The organism is Ignavibacteriota bacterium, assembly GCA_016218045.1.
Lineage (GTDB): Bacteria > Bacteroidota > Ignavibacteria > SZUA-365 > SZUA-365 > JACRFB01.
Genome location: JACRFB010000045.1, coordinates 156186 through 174804, shown reverse-complemented (window position 1 = coordinate 174804; position 18619 = coordinate 156186). Strand labels below are relative to the sequence as shown.

Sequence of the window (18619 nt, the reverse complement as noted above, 5' to 3'; positions counted from 1 at the left end):
GAACGTGCAACGTCTAGCGTCCTTCCGCGAGCTTCTTCAACTCCTCGAGCGCCTGCCAGGCCTGCACCGGTGAGAGCGCGTTGATGTCGATGGCGCGCAGGCGGTCCTTGATCTCGAGGTCGCTCGCCTCGAAGAGGGATATCTGCATCGGGGCGCCGCGCCGTGGCACACGGGTGCCGTCAGGGCCTTCGGGACGCGCGAGCACGCTAAGATCCTGTCCCTCGAGCGAAGCGAGCACGTCCTTCGCGCGAGTCAGCAGCTCCTCCGGCAGTCCCGCCATACGCGCAACCTGTATGCCGTAGCTGTGATCCGCGGTGCCGCGGGACACGGTGCGGAGGAAGATCACCTTGTCCTGATACTCGCGCACATCCACCTTGTAGTTGCGGATGCGCGGGTAGATCTCCGCCATCTCGTTCAGTTCGTGGTAATGCGTCGCGAAGAGCGTCTTGCAATGCGACGGGGCGTGCTCGTGCAGGTACTCGGTGAGCGCCCACGCGATGCTGATGCCGTCGAAGGTCGATGTGCCGCGCCCCACCTCGTCGAGCAGCACCAGGCTGCGCGGCGTCGCGTTGTGCAGGATGTTCGCCGCCTCCTGCATCTCGACCAGAAAGGTGCTTTCACCCGCCGCGATGTTGTCGGACGCGCCGACACGCGTGAAGATGCGGTCGACGATGCCGATCTCGGCCGAGACCGCGGGCACAAAGCTGCCGATCTGCGATAAAAGGACTATCAGACCCGTTTGTCTGAGATATGTGCTCTTGCCGCTCATGTTGGGTCCGGTGATCACCAGGATGCGCTCCTCGGCGTCGAGGTGCACGTCGTTGCTCACGAAGCGATCGCCCGGCGGCAGAAGGCGCTCGACGACGGGGTGCCGTCCGCCCACAATGCGGATCGTGTCGCCGTCGCTGACGGAGGGGCACACGTAGCCGTTCTCGGCGGCCACGCAGGCCAGGCCCGTCAGGCAGTCGAGCACGGCGATCGCGCGCGACACGCGCTGCACCCGCTCGGCAGAATCGGCGACGCGGAGGCGGACCTCGTTGAACAGCTCGGTCTCGATGCGCGCGATCTGCTCGCGGGCGGTCAGGACCTTGTCCTCGTACTCCTTGAGTTCGGGCGTGATGTAGCGCTCGGCGTTGACCAGCGTCTGCCTGCGCACGAAGGAGGCGGGAACCTTCTCGATGTTCGCGCGCGACACGTTGATGTAGTACCCGAAGGCGCGATTGTACTCGACCTTGAGCGACGCGATGCCCGTCTCGCGGCGGATCTTCTCCTGATACGACACCATCCAGTCGCGTCCGTGTGTCGCGATGCCCCGGTACTCGTCGAGTTCGGCATGGAAGCCGGGACGGATGACGCCGCCCTCGGCGATGGTGATCGGAGGATCGTCGACTATCGCCGCGTCGATCACTGCCGCTATGTCGTCGAGTGATTCAAGCTGTCCGCGCAGCGAGGCCAGGAGCGGCGCGTCGGCGGCTTCGAGCGCGCGCAGCAGCAGCGGTACGCGCCGCAGACTGGTGCGCAGCGCGCCGAGTTCGCGCGGCGTCGCGCGCGCGGTGCAGATGCGCCCGATGAGACGGTCGAGATCGGCGGTCTCGCGGAGCAGCGCGACAAGCGTCTCGCGCATCTCGTGTGTGATGCCCAGTTCCTTCACCGCCGCGAGGCGCTGCTGTATGGGCTCGAGCCGCTTCAGCGGATGTGTGATCCACGACGTGAACAAACGCCCGCCCATCGAGGTCGAGGTGCGGTCGAGTATCGACAGCAGGGTGCCGTCGCGCGATCCGCCCTCCATCGAAATGGTGATTTCGAGATTGCGCCGCGTGGCCGCGTCGAGCGTGATGTAATCCGCCGTGTCGTGGCGGCGGATGCCGCGCAGATGGGGCAGATTCGCCTTCTGCGTCTCCTTGAGATAATGGAGCGCCGCTCCCGCCGCGACGATGCCGTCGGCCATGTCGTCGATGCCGAAACCCTTGAGCGTCTGCGTCTTGAAATGTGTGACGAGCAATTCATAGGCGACGTCGCGCGCAAAAAGCCAGTCGTCGAGTTTTGTAACCGGCGCGGCGGGCTGATGCCGTCCGAACAATCCGCGGAAGGTGTCGACGTCCCGTTTCGCGACCAGCAGTTCGCCGGGATTGATGGACTCGAGCAGGTCGCGCAGGTCGCGGGCGGGAACCTCGGCTGCGGAGAAGTCGCCCGTCGAGGCGTCCACAAAGGCCACGCCGGCGCGTTCGCCACGCAGGGACACTGCCGCGAGGTAATGGTAGTGTTTGTGATCGAGCAGTTTGTCGGAGAACGCGACGCCCGGCGTCACAACTTCCACCACGTCGCGCTTGACGATGCCCTTCGCGAGTTTCGGATCCTCGAGCTGCTCGCAGACGGCCACGCGATATCCCGCGCGCACGAGTTTCGGCAGATACGAGTCCAGCGCGTGATGCGGGAAACCGGCCAGCGGCACGTCGCTCGCTCCGCCGTTGGAACGCTTCGTAAGTGTGATGCCCAACACGCGCGATGTGATCTGCGCATCCTCCTCGAAGGTCTCGAAGAAATCGCCCATGCGGAACAGCAGCACCGCGTCCGGATACTCGGATTTGATGCGCTGGTATTGACGCATGAGCGGGGTCATGACCACACCTGTTCGGCCTGTCTCATCCGTGCAATGTATTTACCGCGGCCGAGGAATGGAAGCACGGGCCGTGCTGGGGCCGCCGTACCGGCGACTGTGCGCGTCCGCGTGGCGCGTGCCGCCTGCCGCGTCCCACGTGTCACGTGTCACGTGTCGCAGCTTCGACAAACAGCTCGGTCTTCTCGAAGCGCACGGCGTCGATCAACCCCAGATCGGTGACTTTCAGCGCGGGGATCGGCGACAGCGCGAGGAACGAGAGTGTCATGAAGGGATCCGGCGGGATGCAGCCCAGCGCGCGCGCGGCGGCGTTGAGCGACTCCACACCCGCCCGCACTTCCTCGAGCGGCCTGTCCGACACGAGACCGCAGACAGGCAGCGGCAGGGTGGCCCGCACGTCGCCATCAGCCACCACACACTGCCCGCCGCCCATGGTGACAAGCGCGCGCGCGGCCGCGAGCATGTCGGCATCGTTCGCGCCGACCACGATGATGTTGTGCGCATCGTGCGCGACGGTGGACGCGAGCGCGCCGCGCTTCAGCCCGAAGCCGCGCACGAATCCGATGCCGATGTTTCCGGTGGCGTGATGCCGCTCGATGACGGCGAGTTTCAGTATGTCGCGTGACGGATCGGCCGTCACATGCCCGTCACTCACGGCGGCGTCATCCTCGAGCGCGTCGGTCACGATCTGCCTCGGCACGAGGCCTATCAGCTTGATGCGGCTCCCCCGCGCCGGCACGGCCAGGGCGTTGTCCGCAAGCGGCGCCACGTTCATGGCGGATCCCGGAAGCGCAGCGCCGTGATCGGACGGTGCGAGGTACTCTCCGTCGCGCGCGACCAGCCGGCCGCGGTGATACACGAGCCGCGGCCGCATGTTTTCGAGTGTATCGAACACCACGAGGTTGGCCCAGTAGCGCGGCGCGATGGCGCCGAGATTGCGCAGACGGTAGTGCCGCGCCGTGTTGATGGTCGCGAGTTGGAAGGCGAGCATGGGGTCGAGTCCCCACGCGATCGCTTCGCGGATGTGATGGTCGATATGCCCCTCGTCCTCGAGGTCGGCGGGATGTTTGTCGTCGGTGGCGAAGGAAAACTGCGCGGCGTTTGCGGCGGTGACCAGCGGCAGCAGGTCGTGGAGATTGCGCTCGGCCGTGCCCTCGCGCAGCAGCACGTGTATGCCGCGCCGCACTTTGTCGCGCGCCTCCTCGATCGTCGTGCACTCGTGGTCGCTGCTGATGCCCGCGAGGATGTAGGCGTCGAGCAATGGAGGGCGCAGGCCGGGCGAATGTCCGTCGACGATCCCGTGCCCGTGCGAGATTTTCTCCAGCTCGGTGTCCCACCCGAGATACACGCCCGGGAAATTCATCATCTCGGCAACACCCGCGACACGGTCCTGCGCGGCGAGAGCCGCGATGTCGGCCGCGCTGATCGATGCGCCCGAGGTCTCGAGCGGTGTGGCCGGAACACAGGAGGAGGCCATCACGAAGATGTCGAGCGGCGTGCTGCGCGAGGCCTCGAGCACATAGCGTATTCCGTCGAGACCGGCAACGTTCGCGAATTCATGCGGATCCACCACCGCGCCGCCCGTGCCGTGCGGCACAACGGCCCGCGTGAATTCGGGCACGGTGAGCATGGTGCTCTCGATATGTATGTGCCCGTCGAGGAAGGATGGTGCGAGAAAGGCACCGTCGAGATCCACCACCTCGGAGCCCGCGTACCTGCCTATGCCCACGATGCGGCCGCCGCTCACGGCCACATCGCCGTCGTGAATCTCGCCGCTGAGCACGTTGATGATGCGTCCGTTGCGGAAGACGAGGTCCGCCGGCTCTTCGCCGCGCGCCACCGCCAGTTTTTTCTGAATGTCCCTCATGCCTTCTCCTTTATCCGGGGCCGGTCAGGGCTGTTTCAGCGCCATGATGCGCCGATACGATTGGATGATGCGGCTGCGCGTCACGAGGCCGCGTGCCACACGATCGTGTATGATCGCGGCCGCCCTGGGCGCGATGGACTCGTCGTAGGTCCCCGCGTTGTTGCCGAACAGCAGTATGTCGACTCCGGCGTCGATGGCGCGTGTGATGGCGGTTTCGAGTCCGTACGATGCGGTGATCGCGCGCATCTGCATGTCGTCGGAGATCACCACGCCGTCGAATTTCAGACTGTCGCGCAGCAGACCGGTGATCACGGACCGCGACAGCGTGGCGGGATACTGCGCGTCCCAGTTCCTGTTGAAGATATGCGCGGTCATGACCATGTCACAGGCCCGCGCGCGGATGAGGTCCGCAAACGGCGCCAGCTCGACATGTGCCCAGGTGCCGCTTACATCCACAAATCCCTCGTGTGAATCGCTGCGCGAGCTGCCGTGTCCCGGAAAATGTTTGATGGCGGAACGGATGCCCGCGGCCCTGTATTCGGCGGCCATGATCCGTCCATGTTTCGCCACGAGAGCCGGATCCGCGCCGAAGCTGCGGCCCAGCCCCCCGATCACCGGATTCGCCGGATTGCTGTTGAGATCCAGCACGGGCGAAAAATTCACAGTGATGCCGCAGCCCCGCAGAACGGCCGCCATGCTCCGCGCCGCCGCACGGGTGCTGTCCGCGGAATTGAGGTCGCCGAGCATCTGCTGCGAGATGGTGGGGGGAAATCCGTGTTTCGGTTTGAGGCGCGCAACACGTCCGCCCTCCTGGTCGATCGCGATAAACAGCGGTATCCGCGCCGCGGCCTGCAGTGACGCGGTGAGACGCCGCAGTTGCGCGGGCGATTCAATGTTCCGCACGCCGGACTTCCTCTCCACATCGTAATCGAACAGCACCACCCCGCCCACATGTGTCTCACGGATGTGCCGCAGCACCGGCGACGTGTCCGACACCGCCGTTCCGCGGAAGCCGATCATGAGCATCTGTCCGATCATGATGTCGAGACTGTCGTCAACACCCGGCTGCGCGCCGTACACCGCGGGGGCGTTGAACAGAAACAGGTACAGGATGGCGGCACACAGAGCTGCCACGGAGGTAGGAGTCGATTTTTGCATGTGGCAAAGTTCGCACCCCGCGCGAGAAAACAAAACCGCCGCGCCGTGTATGTGAAGAGAATTCACAGGTCAGAGCGATTTCCTCACAGTGCCGAAGAACAAATGCCCCAGATTCTCCGAATTTCAAGTATTCCGATCGGCCTGATTATTGCAGCATGTGTAGTACACGCAAGGAATTCAAAAATGACCGGGCAGTGCATCATATCGGAGATGAACGGACGACGCGGGCGGTTCTCACAAAAGAATTGCTCTCGCCCGTATTCAGCCGTTCTCGCTCTTCCGAAACACGGTGCCCTGCGCCGGTTTATTTTTTCCCTTCTCCACGTGTTCCGCGCCCACTAGGCGCCTTCCAACGCTCCTCCTAGCTCCACCTCCTAGCTACACCTCCAAACGCCCGTCCTTATGGACGGGCGTTTTTTTGTCGCACGACGGTACGCGTAACAAGGCGGCAATACACGGGATGGAGCTGATACGGCCGCGATGGAGATCCATTGTACCGATGCGCGCCGGAGTGCGTCTGTGTGCCGCGGATCAAACCTCGATTCGCCTCGCGTGTCTGAGTGGCGTATTTTTCCGTTTCCCGCACATCGTCCGTTCGATTCGAGAGGTACACCATGAGACATGTTTCAATATCTGTATGTGATTGCCGTTGTATCATCGTCCTGATCGCGCTGGCAGTATCATTGCCACTCGCGCACGCTCCGGCCCAGGCCCGCTTCCCCTACGCGCCGCGTGATATTCCCGTGCGCGACGGCAAGACTCTTGCGGCCGATCTCTACTCCACCGACACCACGGTCCCGAAGCCGGTCATTCTCATTCAGACCCCCTACAACAAGGCCTTCTACCGCCTCGGACTGCAGTCGCGAGGAGGCGGCGCCTTCCCGTACGACACGGCCAAGTACCACTATGTGATCCTCGACTGGCGCGGCTTCTACGGGTCGAAAGACGCCGATGTGCGCGGCTACGATCGCGGACTCGACGGCTACGACGCCGTGGAATGGATCGCCGCGCAGCGCTGGAGCAACGGCAAGGTGGGCACCTGGGGCCTCTCGGCGCTCGGGCACATACAATTCCTCACCGCGAAGCACCACCCCCCGCACCTCGTCTGCGCCGTTCCCTGTGTGAAGGATTTTAAAACCAAGTACTCCGATTATTTCTACGGCGGCGTCTATCGCAAGGAACATGTCGAATCGCTCGAATCGCTCGGCTTTCTCACCACATCCGCCATCACGTCGCAGCCGACCTACAACGCGATCTGGCGCGCGGTGGAAAACAACAGCGATCTCTCGGCCGACATCGCGGTGCCCATGCTGCTCATCGGCGGCTGGTTCGACCACTTCCCCGACGATGTGATCCGCGCCTTCCACGACCTTGCTGATCGAAGCGACGCGAAAGTGCGCGACGCGCACAAGATTCTCTACGGACCGTGGACGCACGGTGACCTCGGCATCGAACAGCAGGGCGAACTCTCCTTCCCGAACGCGGTGTCGGAACCACGCGACATCGCGCTGCAGTTCTTCGGCTACTACCTGTGGCAGGAGAAAAACGCGTATCCGCTGCGCCCGCCGTTCATGTACTACCAGATGGGCGACAACGTGTGGCGCGATTACGGGCGCGATTCGACTGCAGTACCCGGATCATCGCTGACATTCTGGCTGCACGCCGACGGCAGTTTGCTGCAGTCGATGCCCGCCGATCCGTCCGCAACACGGACGCTAATCTACGATCCGCGCAATCCTTCGCCCTCACACGGCGGCGCGCGGTTTAATCCCCTCGATCAGACGGCCGTGCCCGGACCGCTCGACATCCGCGCCGCGGTCGAGAGCCGACCCGACGCCCTCGTGTTCAGCACACCACCGCTCGGCCGCCCGCTCACACTCGACGGTCCGATCACGGCCACGCTGCTCGTGAGTTCCGACCGCACCGACACCGACATGAGTGTGCGATTCTGCGACGTGTATCCCGACGGCCGCTCCATGATCCTCGCCGACGGCATTCTGCGCGGCCGCTACCGCAAGGGCGTGGACCGCCAGGTGCCGCTTGTGCCCGGAGTGCCCGACACGTTCCGCGTCGAGCTGCAGAAACTCGCCGTCACCCTGCTCCCCGGCCACCGTATGCGCATCGTTGTGTCATCGTCCAATTTCCCGCGCTTCGACATCAACCTCAACAACGGCGGGCCGATGTACACCGCGGGCGACACACTCGTGGCGACCAATACCGTACACATGAACACCACTCTGCGTTCCACTGTCACCATACACGGCAGCGATGTCATGGCGGCTGGCGGAGTCCCCGCGCCGGAGGTGTTGCATATCGGAGCGCCGTATCCGAATCCGGTATGTGTGCAGACCGTTTTCCCGATCGCGATTCCCGGAGGGAGCGCATCCGTGACAGCGCGCGTGCTCGACGTGCTCGGGCGGCAGCACGTTCTTCTGTACGATGGACCAGCAAGCGCAACGCCTGCACAACTGCACGTGAACACGACCGGGCTTCCGGCCGGCACCTACCTGCTCCACGTCACGACGGGTAAAGTCACAACAATGCGACGGTTTTCCGTCGTGAAATAGGGCTATTACGGATACCAATAATCGGATTAGTGCATCTGTTTCTGCTTTTTTTTTTACGCATGTCCCGTCGATATTCTCAATAATCGTCAAAGAATTTCACCTTTTCCGGGGGTCGCCATGGGATGTGGGTACTCTCCCTCTCTCATTCTGAACGTACTGTTCGTTACAACACTTTGTAAGGCTCAGCCGATCGTCCAATACAGTCCGAAACGCAGCGACTACAGGATGACGATCGAGAAACAGTGCAAGTACACATCGCCGAATTGTTGTTTACTCTGCGCGGAGGTTGGAATCCTTGTACCGTGATCATCGGCAAGCAAGACAGCATGCATATGCCGCAGTATTGGCCCGAAACGAGGATGTTCTGTTCCGCTCTCCCATCGGATGGGAATGTACGCTTGTCGGTCACGGACGCAGTCGGCCGGGGGATCGCAGTACCAATAGCTGGCGAGGTTTCGGCTGGAACACACAGTGCACATTTCGACAGCGAATACTGTCCCGGCGGCGTGTACTTCTGTCGCCTTGCATTTCAGGGTGAAGTCTCGATTATCCCGATGCTACTCGTCAAGTGAAGGTGGCGGTCATGATTCGAACGACTATCGCTGTGGAATCCACATGCCGCTGTGTATCACTGGGACTCATCCTTGTTGTATTGTTCCTGTCAGCCTGCGCCGAGCCAACGACTGAACCACCACCGGTCGATCCGGGACCCGATACGACCTCCCACGATCTCGTGTGGGAAGAAAGGGTTATTGGCGGGAGAAACGGGATTGTTTCAGATATTTCAGGTGTCAGCCCCGAGGACGTGTGGGTCGTCGGCAACCTAATAAACACTGATCCCAACCACCAGAGAAGTATCCGGAGTGGAATGCACTGGGACGGAACGTCATGGCGTTTCTTCAATGTGCCATCGCAGTGGCCGCCGGATTCTGTCGGACCTGTTAGCTTGGTCCATGCGATCGCAAAAAACAATGTCTGGTTTGTCGCCGGTCAACTGATTCAATGGGACGGAAAATCGTATCATCAACACGTGGAAACACGCGATCAGATGGATTGGGTTCGCAAATACGAGATGTGGGGCGACGCAAAACGGCTGTATATCGTGGGTGGTGCAGGGATACTCAATGAGCCGGGTTCGATATTTCATTACGATTACACCACGTTGTCCCGGATAACGGTTCCGAATCTCCAGACAGGTGTCAACGACGTCTGGGGTGTCGGCGACACCGCCATCTGCGTTGCATCCGAATGGGACACCGCCGATACTGAGACGCGGGTCATCCGGCTCGTCGGTCGAACGGCGACCGAAGCCTATACCGGCGAAGCCCCAAGTTCGGGGAAGAGTATTTGGTTCATGAACACATCGCGGATGTACATGACAGCCGGCCATTGCAAGATGTGGAACGGCACGGCATGGAATCGCTTTCCGAAACCGCCCGAATCGTTCGGATTCAAGATGAAGGTGCGTGGTTCCGGCTACAACAACATCCTCATGGTCGGGCAATTCGGGCACGTCCTGCACTTCAACGGTGCAGACTGGAAAATTGTTACCATGCCCAGCCCGAATGATTTGTATTACTTCATTGACTGTGTGGTGTTTCCTGACGATCTTTTCATCCTCGGGATGAAAGGAGCGTATCCGGTTGTCATGCATGGTCGGCGGGTGAAGCGGAACTAGAGGATTGTCGATCCGCGCCACCAGGACTAGCGCCGCACGATGACAAGGCGCCACCCGCGGGCATCCACTTCCAGCAGGTAGACGCCCGCGGGCAGTCCTGCCGTGTGCAGGTCGAGTGTCGCGGCGGGAGTTCCATCACCCGCTACCGCAACCTCCAAGCCGAGGAGTGTGAGAAGTCTCACACGGAGTAATGCGCCCATGCCCCGTGATACGTGCAGCCGGTCGTCCGCCGGCTGCGGGAACACGAGGAGAGTCTCGTCCGGCACCGGCGACCCGAGTCCAGTTCCGCCGTCCACACGGACGCGCACCGTCAACAGCGGGCTCGTGCAGCCATCCTCAACAGTGCGGACGAGGAAGCTGGTGTCGCGTTCAAGCGGCCCGATGCGCAGGAGTGGACCCTTCCCCACAACGCGACTGCTGTCCGCAGTCTCACACCATTCGATGCTGCCGCTCTCCGCATACGCGCGAAGATCCACGATTGCGCCGCGCGCAACGACGGTGTCGCGCACGAGAGGATCGGGTCCACGCACGTGCACGGGAAAGGCGGCGCGCGCGCTCGTGCATGCTCCGACACGATAGTCGGTGTAATAGATCGTCGACCGTCGCAGCGGTGGTGTGCGGAATACCGGCCCCATGGCGAGTGGTGCGCCTCCTGACGGCGCATCGTACCAGTACTGCGCGCCGCCCGCGCCGCCGGTGCGCAACTCGAGTGTGCCGCCGTTGCAGACGCTGAACACTGTCGCATCGAGATAGTACAGGTCGGCGCCGCGCTGTTGTACACCCGCCGCAAAAACCACCGTGCCCGCGAAGGGGGTAAGGGATGAGGGCATCGAAGCGCCGGCGGTGTCGATGTCGGCGAGCAGGCCCGTGCCGCGCTCCGTGCCGTCGGTGAACCACAACTCGCTGCCATGTGTGCCGTCGGATGCGGTGAACACGAGGCGATTCCTATACAGGACCGCCGGATCCGAAATGGATGAGTATCCCCCGGGATTCGGCCGCGCGACAAACACGGCACCGCCCGGGGCGGTTGAATCGACACGCCACAGAGCATCACCCGATCCGGATGATGAGACAACAAAAAGTCGCGCGCCGTTCACGGTGCCCAACCAGCGGACCGCATAGGCGCCGGGCACTGGATCCGCGGCCTTCCGCGTACCGAAGGAGGTGCCGTCGCTCACGTACGGGGCGGTGCCCGACGAGCCGTCCTTTGCGGAAAAATGCAGCGCGCCGTCGAGCACTCTCAGTCCTGTCACAGCCGCGGAACCCGCGCTGTTGATATCGGCAACCTGCTGTGTGCCCGCGAGTGTGCCGTCGCTGCTCCATAACTCGTGCCCGGTGCTGTCGTCGGCTGTAAAATAGACACGTCCGCGGAACACCGTCAGTTCATCGGGATTGGCGTCCTTGCTGCCCGGAGCGATGTCGGCCACGCGCGTGGTGCCCGCGTCGCTGCCGTCGGTAAACCAGAGTTCTTTGCCGTGGAGCGAATCCGCCGCGGTGAAGAACACGCCGCCGTCGAGTGGTGTGAAATTAAAATCGATAAACGCCGAGCTGCCCGGGAGTGCGGCGAAGCTGCGTGTGCCCGCGGGAGTGCCGTCGCTGCGCCACAGAGTGGTTCTGTCGCGACCGTCGTTGAGCATGAAGATGAGGAAGTCGCGTGCGGGTGTAAGCCAGAAGTTGCTGAAGGCCTCCGCGCCCGCCGGCAGCGGCACAAAGAGAATCCGCGTGGCGTCCCCAGGTTCGCCGTTGCTTGTCCACAGCGAGGGTCCGGCCGTGCGGTCGTTGAGACCCCAGAACAGGCGGCCCTTCCACACAGCGAGCGAGTGCAGATACTGCGTGGCCTCTGTGCCCGGAGTGGAAGCGGGCATCGACCAGATACGCCGGGGCGTGCGTGAAGCGGCGTCGAGGCGCCATATCGAGACCGTGGTGTCGGGACGCGCGATAAAAAAGAGTGATGTGTCCGATACGATGAGACTCGAGGGCTGTGATCCCTTCCCTCCCGACGATATGCCCGTCACGAGGGTCGCGAAGTCCGTCGACAGGGGCGCGCCCGCCTGCACGGTTGCAAGGATGCGCGTCCGCTCGCTCACACAACTGTCCACCGCCTCGACGAACCAGGCGGTCGTCGAGAACAGCGGCGGCGTGGTGAACACACCGCCGCGCGCGACGGGAGTGCCGCCGCCCGGCGCGTCGTACCACAGGATCTCGCGCGCACCCGACGAGGCCGTCAGCGTGACCGCGGTGCCGGGGCACACGGCGGTGTCGCGCGCCGTCGGCGCCGGCAGCAGGCAGCACTCGTAGTTCAGGCGGCGTCCGATATCCCGCGCCGCGGCAAACTGCTGCGGCGAGAAATACGTCATGCAGGGCGTGTTCGAATACGACATGATGTTTGCGGTGTTCGGCGTGTAGGGGTTGCCGCGTGCATCACGCGCAGTGCCCACATAGCGGCAGGCGCCGTCCACTTTGCCGAGCAGATTCGGATCGGCGGGTGTGTCGCAGAAGCGGTCGCCCGCGCTTGCGCAGTTTGAACCGTCGGCGAGTTCGTCGGTGGTGCCCATGTTTGTGAGGCCGTGTGTGTGCGGCAGTCCCAGCGCATGTCCCAGCTCGTGCGAGAGGATGTTCTCGAAACTGCGGTTGCAGTTGATGTTGATCGAGATGGTGCCGCTGTACGCGCCGCAACCCGATTCCGCGCGCGCGACATACACGTTGATCACACGCCTCTTCGACGGACTCGACGAACCCTTCGGATATATGAGGACAGGTCCGCACTGCTCGAACCGTATCCGGCCGGGCGCGTACCAGGCGTTCACCGCGGCCATCGCCGCGCGCACACGTGTCTCGTCCACCGCGGGAGAACCCGCGTCGGATTGTGCATGGAACAGCACCGGCACAAGCACCCACGCGGAATCGTCCGTGGAGACTCCGTCCGGAACAGCGCCGCGCATCGCGTCGAAGTACGCGGTGAAGGCGCTGTCGGTGACGGTGTCGCAGAAAGGCGCCTGCGCGCGCATCGTCCAAGCCCCACACCACAGCGTGAGGACAAGGGTGAAAGAGAAAACACGTGTCGGCGTGAACATGTCGGACAGAATCCCGTGAATTTCGGACAGACGAAGTGTTATTGTAACGACACCGGAATCTGTCTCCTGTTTCTCACGGAAACAAATATCCCGACCCGCTGTCCCGGTCTCACGCAGTCCCGTCGCGCTTCGACTCCGCTCAGCGAGACACGATTTCGTTGTTTCGCTCCCGCTGTCCCGCTGTCCCGCTGTTCCGCTCTCCCGCTGTTCCGTCGCGCTTTCCCGCTTCGCGGGACTCAGCGAGACACGATTTCGTTGTTTCGCTCCCGCTCTCCCGCTGTCCCGCTCTCCCGCTGTCCCGCCGTTTCCTTGAATGGAAACGCGGCATGCGGTATTTTGTGCCTTCCTGTCACAGACCTCCGGTACGACCTCCACTTGCCACACCTGACAACGGATAATCTTGTGTTTTACGGCACCGCCGCCGTGCTTGCCATGCTGTTCGTCTATTTGTGGCGGCGCAAGGAACTGCTCTCGGTGTTCACAGGCGGGCGCTGGTGGCTGACGTGGATGGCCATCGCCATCCTGACGCTGATGGACGAACTGACGTCCATTTTCTACGCCCCCGCCGAGGCCTTCCGTTTCATCGGCGAGAGCGCCATCATCTTCATCGCGCTGACGTCGATCCTGATGCGTTTCCTCGCGAACCGCATGACGGAGATTGCCCAGATCCTCGAGCATCACAACATCAAGGGCGGCGGCGTCTATTCCTTCTCGTACTTTGTGCTCGGACCCACGGCAAGTTTCATCGCCGTGGCCTCGATCTTTGTGACATATGTCCTCACGGCGAGTATCTCCACCGTCAGCGCCGTGCAGAACGGTCTCTCCCTCTTCGATGTTCACCCGGCCGTGGCGATGGCGGTGAACTTTGCAATTGTATGGGGGGTGGCCGGTCTCAACATCCTGGGAATACGCGAAAACGCGCGTTTCACCTTCGGCATCTTTACCGTCGCGGCCACCGTTCTCATCCTTCTGCTCGTCTCGGGATTTCTCGCCATCGATGGTGTGCAGGCCGCGCGCATTGGGAATGCGGCCACCGGCGCCTTCGACCGATTTCTCACACTCGACCTCGGGCAGCAGACGCTGAACATCGGCTACCTCGTCATCGGCACATCGAGCTGTATTCTCGCCTATTCTGGAATCGAATCGGTGATACAGACGGCGGGACTCGTCCGCTCGTGGCACGACATCCGTAAGGCCTACCTGTTCCTCGCGGTCACCGTGGGCATCTTCACGCCGCTGATCTCCATGCTGGTCTTGTCGTCGCCTCTCGATCCCATGCATCATGAGACCGACCTCATCACGCAGTACGCCGTGATGCTGCGCGGCACGGGATTCGGTCTGCTTGTGAGCGCGGTAGCGAGTTTCACCCTCATCATGGCGGTCAACACGGCGTATGTTGCGTCGAGCGAACTGCTCGAGCGTGTGGCTGAGAAGTACGATTTCCATTGGCTCTCGAAGGTCAACCACCGCCATTCGCTGTACCGCATACACATCATCAGCGCCATCTTGTACTCCGTCATCATCGTGGTGACCAGCGGACAGCAGGCCCTGCTCGCCGAGATGTACGCCATCGGTCTCATCGCGAGTTTTGCGATCAACATGGGCTCGCTGCTCGTGTACCGGTATTTCAAGGGGACGAAGGAAATCGGGGTCTATTTCACCCACCGCTCCATGACCCTGATCGTGTTCATCATTGTCGTAGCGAGTCTCGGCTACCTCATGGTGATGCGCCCGTACGGGACGGCGCTGTGGGCCATCACCACGGGCCTGTTCCTCTTCATCGGACTCGGCATCGCGCGCAAGCGGTCGCCCGAGATCAAGGAATTACGACAGACCGACAACCCCTTCGAACTGATCGCCTGGCTCGGCGCGCATGAAGGCGACCGCATCCATCTCTACTTCCGCCGTCCGAAGGAAGAGGGAGGCATCGAGGGAATGGACAGTTCACGCGCCTACATCAGTTTCTATTCGGCGCGGCAGGGTATTCCTTCAAGGGCGGGCGAGAATCATTTCCGCTTCCCTTTCACACTCGAATCCGTGTACAGCAGCATCTGCACCATCATCGATCTGATCCGCTACGAACTCCCGCACATGCGGTTATCCGTACACCTCGGCTGGCCCATGTCGTCGTGGATGGATCGCTGGGCGATAGGCATCCTGGTCATGAATCTCATGCGCCTGCCGAAAAAATACCCCGGGGTGACGTTCCGGATCGAGTACGACGGGAGGGAAGACGTAAAGGGGTAAAGGGGTAAAGGCGTAAAGGGGTAAAGGCGTAAAGGGGTAAAGGCGTAAAGGGGTAAAGGCGTAAAGGGGAAAGGGGAACGGCTAACGAGGAAAGCTACTGCGTGATGCAAATCCTGTGTCTCCCCGAGCTTGTCGAGGGGCGACGGGACAGAGCGAGAGCGCGGGACAGCGGGACCGGACCACTGTGTCTCCCCGAGCTTGTCGCGGGGCGACGGTACACCCTGTTCCTTTCAACGTTGCTACTTTCCACCGGTTACGGTGGCTCATTCGCCTGGACTCACCTCGGAATCCTACAAAAAAAACACTGCCGTCACCAGGGCCCGGGGTGACGGCAGTGCGTTCTTAGGATAGGATGCGTCGGTATACGGTGGTGTTCCGCCCGGGTTGCGGCGGGTTCAGGTCAGAAAACCGTCGCCATCTTATGCGCGAAATACCGCCATCCCGTCGCCAGTCGACAAGCTCGGGGAGAGTCAGCAATTGCTTCACGCTTGAGCCTATTCGGGAGGCCTTTCCCTTCCACTTTCCACTTTGCTACTTTCTACTGCTTCATCAGGATCCTCTCCCTGACTCCTTCCCAGGTCATCAAGCGGATGAAATACTGGCCCGCAGGGACGCGTCTGCCGGCGGCGTCGCGGCCGTCCCAGGTGACGGCATGGGTGCCTGCGGCGTGTGTGCCGTCGCGAAGTTGTACGAGTTCGCGGCCGAGCAGATCCGAGATGGTGAGACGCGCGCTTCCTGCGTGCGGTAATGTGTACGTGAAACGGGTGTTGTGTGTGAAGGGATTCGGATAATTCTGTCCGAGAAGATAACCATCCGCTTCCGGCGCCGCGCCCGCGGCCATCGTGGTGTTCCGAACGAGGGTGAGCCGGTTCCAGGCACCCATCAGCACGTGCGGCTGGCAGCCGAACTGGCTCCACCTTCCCGTGTCGGACCGCAGTGTGCCGTCGATGTTATAGCGGAATTGCACCTCATCATACGGCAGATCGTCGTTCGACCAGAAATCCTTCGTGTCCACACGCCAGCGCAGCACCACGGTGTCGGCAGCGATGGGTGAGTTGTTGTCGTAACTGCCGAACATCGTGGTCGTTTGTGGGTTTGTCAACTCGCACGCGAGCCATGTGCCGGTATGCTGCACAAAGATGGTGCCGAGAGGGGCACCGCGTCCCGTGGGTTTGGTGTCGATCACTTCCGCGATCCACTGATAGAACAGCGTATCGACTGTGCGCTTGGATGGATCGTCGATCCAGGCGCGTCGTGCAACGTCAAACAGCTTGAAGCCGCCGATTCTGCGGCCGGCGCGGATGTTGGGATCGTCGGCGTCCGTCCATTGAATCGGTATCGCCGGATGTGACGCCGTGAGTCCGATGATCACCGTGTTGTCGAGAGGCCGAAGCACCGTCACGTCCTTGTCAGGGAGGCGGTTGTACGAGACCAGTAGCGCCGGTGTAGGCAGCGGATTCACACGATGCCGGGTCCATCCCGCTGTGTCGGAGTATGTCGATCCCGCCGAATTGTACGCGCGCACATACCAGCGCACACGCCGCACGATGCTGTCGGGCTGCGATGCGGGCCAGGTGGCGGGGCGGAAAATATTCTGCACGAGCCACGCTCCGCCAAGGACGATGCGCGGATCACGGCCATTACGAGACGACGGAGCGCTGACGTGCACCGCGCGTGTTATGTCGGTTCCGCCGCTGTCGACGAGGGCGTGCCACTCGTAGCGTACGGTGTCGAAAGGATCGTTACGGCCGCTTTCCGCGCCCGTCCATTCCGATTTCACCCAGCGCAGCCGCAGCGAGTCTGCGAGAAAATCTCCACAGGGAGGATTCGGACCCACGTGATCGATGCGGAACAATGTTGTACTCGTCGTCTGTGCATTCGACAGCACAAACGGCGCGGGCGCCCAACGCTGTCGCGCGAGAGTGGCGTGAAACACCTTCGAGGCCACGACATGCGGCCGGCAGCCGAAACGGCTCCACAGACCCGTGTCCGCGCGCAACGTGCCATCGGCCTCGTAGGGAAACGGGATCCGTTCGATCGGTACGTTGTCGGTCCATTCCGCGTCCTTCACAAACACCTGCCACTCGATCACCACGCTGTCGGCGCCGCCGGAACCGCGTATGCCGAGCAGTGAATCCGTCTTCTGCTTCGTAAGCTGCAGGCCCTGTGTAGTGCCGGTGTTGAGGACCAGCCGCGTGCCGGGTGCCGCGCCGTGTCCTGGAGGAACGGTGCGGACCACGGTGCCGACCCATTGATACTGCAACGTATCTACCGTACGCCCGCTGGGATCTTCGTGGTACCGGCGCGTTGCGCGGAAGTACCGGCGGAAACCGCCGATGTCAATGCCGGCAACGATGTTTCGGTCGTACCCCGGCGTCCATATTATATGTCCCATTCCTGTTCCATCGACTGCGACCACACCACTGTCGGCGGGTTCCACAGGGATTGGGAGAATATCTTTCCAATACTGTTGCGGTAATTGCGATGAGCGGTAGAACGACAACCGGTTGTACGACAGCATCAGCGCGGGTGTGAGCATGCTCGAATCGCTTCCGCGGTGCACGGTATGTCCGGCCGTGTCGGAGAACACGGATCCCACCGAATTGTACGCGCGCACGAACCACCGCACACGCATCACGATGCTGTCCGGTTCCTCGGCTGGCCAGGGCGAGGGAGTAAACAAGGTCGGGTAGAAGACGTCCCCCGAGAGGCGCAGCTCTGCCGCGGTGCCGTTGTTCCAGGACGGAAACGTGTACGTGATCCCCGTGCGTGCGCTGTCGCGCTGGGCGGCGCTCGTGTCCACAATCACGTTCCACTCGTAGCGGACCGGATCTGTGGGATTGTTGCGTCCCGTATCCGCACCCGTCCACACCGAAGGCCGCCATTGCAAACGTAATGTGTCGCGTTCGAGTCCCTGCCCCGCCACACAGCCGGGCAACCGTGATGTGTGGTCCAAACGGAACAGTGTCGGATTCGTATGCCCCGCTTCCGACAGCCGGAACGGCGCGGGAGCATATTGTGCGCTGGCGACAGCACCGATGAGGAGGAGCAGGAATAGAAAACAGCGGACACTACGTCTCATGGCCTTTCTCCGGACAATGGTTCAGAGCATGTCGGACGAAACGCCGGGGCGTGACCTGCTCCTCCTACGAACCAGCCACACGATCCGGGATCGAACTACTACACCTTGTTCCCTGCGTAACCGCAATTTCCGCGCCACACAAATACCAGCATTATCCTTAGCAAAATATGGTATCGTCTGGATTGTGTCAGAATGTTGACGGCTGGATGCGGCGGGTCTGACGCGATGGAGTAGATGGGTAGATGGTAGTTGGTAGATGGTAGACTGATCTGCTCGGTCCGCGTGAGGAGACAGGATTCAGGAGTCAGGAGGCACGCGTGTAGTCGATG

8 protein-coding genes are annotated in these 18619 nt (G+C 62.0%); 3 read left to right on the top strand and 5 right to left on the bottom strand.

Going from position 1 to position 18619, the window contains the following annotated elements; genetic code table 11:
• Nucleotides 1–13 precede the first annotated feature (13 nt).
• From mutS to HY962_12290, 3 genes are all read right to left on the bottom strand, one after another.
• The gene (mutS, locus tag HY962_12300) at nt 14–2608 is read right to left on the bottom strand and encodes a DNA mismatch repair protein MutS (protein MBI5647702.1); all 2595 of its coding nucleotides are present in this window, start codon (nt 2606–2608) and stop codon (nt 14–16) included.
• Between the two features lie 151 nt (nt 2609–2759).
• Complete coding sequence (gene ade, locus HY962_12295) at nt 2760–4484, bottom strand: adenine deaminase (GenBank protein ID MBI5647701.1); 1725 nt, start codon at nt 4482–4484, stop codon at nt 2760–2762.
• A gap of 24 nt (nt 4485–4508) precedes the next feature.
• Nucleotides 4509–5642 (bottom strand): glycoside hydrolase family 3 protein, encoded by a 1134-nt coding sequence (locus HY962_12290; GenBank protein ID MBI5647700.1) that lies wholly within the window; start codon nt 5640–5642, stop codon nt 4509–4511.
• Nucleotides 5643–6256: 614 nt separating this feature from the next.
• On the opposite strand from HY962_12290, the gene HY962_12285 reads away from it, so the two are divergent.
• On the top strand, nt 6257–8209 hold the full coding sequence (locus tag HY962_12285; protein MBI5647699.1) for a CocE/NonD family hydrolase: 1953 nt from the start codon (nt 6257–6259) through the stop codon (nt 8207–8209).
• Nucleotides 8210–8792: 583 nt separating this feature from the next.
• Nucleotides 8793–9887: a hypothetical protein gene (locus HY962_12280; protein MBI5647698.1), complete on the top strand. Its 1095-nt coding sequence runs from the start codon at nt 8793–8795 to the stop codon at nt 9885–9887.
• 26 nt (nt 9888–9913) lie between these two features.
• Here HY962_12280 and HY962_12275 read toward each other — a convergent pair whose 3' ends face one another.
• Entirely contained in the window at nt 9914–12961 is a 3048-nt protein-coding gene (locus tag HY962_12275) for a hypothetical protein (GenBank protein MBI5647697.1), read from the bottom strand.
• A gap of 375 nt (nt 12962–13336) precedes the next feature.
• Here HY962_12275 and HY962_12270 point away from each other — a divergent pair, with 375 nt between their 5' ends.
• Complete coding sequence (locus HY962_12270) at nt 13337–15208, top strand: APC family permease (protein MBI5647696.1); 1872 nt, start codon at nt 13337–13339, stop codon at nt 15206–15208.
• Nucleotides 15209–15746: 538 nt separating this feature from the next.
• Here HY962_12270 and HY962_12265 read toward each other — a convergent pair.
• The gene (locus HY962_12265; protein MBI5647695.1) at nt 15747–18290 is read right to left on the bottom strand and encodes a T9SS type A sorting domain-containing protein; all 2544 of its coding nucleotides are present in this window, start codon (nt 18288–18290) and stop codon (nt 15747–15749) included.
• Between the last annotated feature and the right edge of the window lie 329 nt (nt 18291–18619).

What these genes read in the sequence shown, in the direction of transcription:
- mutS (MBI5647702.1), bottom strand. Translation starts at nt 2,608, where the DNA reads ATGCGTCAATACCAGCGCATCAAATCCGAGTATCCGGACGCGGTGCTG.
- ade (MBI5647701.1), bottom strand. Translation starts at nt 4,484, where the DNA reads ATGAGGGACATTCAGAAAAAACTGGCGGTGGCGCGCGGCGAAGAGCCG.
- HY962_12290 (MBI5647700.1), bottom strand. Translation starts at nt 5,642, where the DNA reads ATGCAAAAATCGACTCCTACCTCCGTGGCAGCTCTGTGTGCCGCCATC.
- HY962_12285 (MBI5647699.1), top strand. Translation starts at nt 6,257, where the DNA reads ATGAGACATGTTTCAATATCTGTATGTGATTGCCGTTGTATCATCGTC.
- HY962_12280 (MBI5647698.1), top strand. Translation starts at nt 8,793, where the DNA reads ATGATTCGAACGACTATCGCTGTGGAATCCACATGCCGCTGTGTATCA.
- HY962_12275 (MBI5647697.1), bottom strand. Translation starts at nt 12,961, where the DNA reads ATGTTCACGCCGACACGTGTTTTCTCTTTCACCCTTGTCCTCACGCTG.
- HY962_12265 (MBI5647695.1), bottom strand. Translation starts at nt 18,290, where the DNA reads ATGAGACGTAGTGTCCGCTGTTTTCTATTCCTGCTCCTCCTCATCGGT.